2 protein-coding genes are annotated in these 1,307 nt (G+C 58.1%); both read left to right on the top strand.

The genetic code is table 11. The annotated features are described in order from the left end of the window. On the top strand, positions 1-147 hold a 147-nt coding region (locus tag NMG46_RS29515; RefSeq protein ID WP_127316361.1), incomplete at its 5' end, for an aldehyde dehydrogenase family protein. A gap of 832 nt (positions 148-979) precedes the next feature. Then, positions 980-1,307, top strand: a 328-nt coding sequence (locus tag NMG46_RS29520) for an ABC transporter permease subunit (protein ID WP_164897558.1), incomplete at its 3' end; no start/stop codon positions are given.

A 1,307-nucleotide genomic window follows, 5' to 3' on the forward strand; every position in this document is an offset into this window, starting at 1 on the left:
CCGTTCGGTGGAGTGAAGAAGTCTGGCTACGGCAGGGAAAAGGGTCAGGAAGCCCTTGATGGCTACGTGCAGACCAGAAATATTGGCATCCGGATCTCACAACCCTTGTCTGGTTCGGGCAACAGCGTCCGCAACAGCTCCACTTGACCTAGTTGTCGCCAGCAGTTGTTCGCCATCCGCCACACGTTGGGTGTGGCGGCCGAGACGCCGGCATTTGCCAAGCTTTTTCGTTGCGCGAACGTAGCGCCGGACGCGATGGGCTGATCAGGGGGCCACGGCTGCCAGTTCAGGATTGAAAAATTGCTCAACTTATTGCGGTTCAGGCCCGCGGCACCGCCACTCCCTCTTCTCGAGCAGAATTTCTCGGACATCCTTCGCGAAGATTCGGACGACCTCGAACGGGTACCGCGCTGCCTTACGGACGGCCTTGGCGTCGTTGGCGAACGCTTGCGTTAAAGCTCCAGCGATGCGGCGTCAGCTCTTGCCGGAAGGGCCAGCACGTTCCGCATGAGGACCCGCAGCTCTGCTATGTCGCGCACTGCACCTCGCCACCCTGATGCCTTCTGCGCATGTGAGATCACGCGATTCTGGTATTCCGGGGAGGGGTCGCCGCCGGACGGCGCCAGCCAGGTCATTGCAATGTGGCGGATGCCGAGTTGCTGGGTACGGCTTCCCGCCGGGGTTGTCTCCCCCTGGCGCTGCCCCCATAACGGAACAGGTCTTTCCTCGATCAGATTATGCGCCAATACCAAAAAGAACGCAGATTTCCTGCGGGGCACGAGCTATACCAGCCCAAATCGGTCTTGGAAGCGTGCTACCTTAACGGCCAGACGGAGGGTTATGGAAGGACATTTGTCGGGTCATGTGAGCTCTGAGATTCGACCCTATGCCCAAGAAACAGGACCGCAGAGCTAGCGCCCTCCACTGACGGTGGCATTCGGGACTAGGCCTTAGTTCCGATGCGTAAAGAGGATGGTGAATGTCAATTTTGGAGTTTCTCCAACAATTTAAGCCCGTTCTACTGCAGGGAACGCTGGTCACATGCACGCAGTTCCTGCTCGCTGCTCTCATTGCGATCTTGGTCGCCCATGTGGCAGGACTTGGAAAGATTTCGAGAAACCCGCTGGTCCGCGGCGCTTCGGTGATTTACATTGAAGTGTTCCGCGGAACGTCGCTGCTGGTGCAGCTATATTGGATTTTCTTCGTGTTGCCGCTGTTTGGTATAACGCTTCCGAACTTCACCGCCGGCTACATATCCGTCGGCCTCAATATCGGTGCCTATGGCGCCGAGATTGTCCGCGGCGCCA

It is taken from the genome of Mesorhizobium sp. LMG 17147 (assembly GCF_024297145.1).
Lineage (GTDB): Bacteria > Pseudomonadota > Alphaproteobacteria > Rhizobiales > Rhizobiaceae > Mesorhizobium.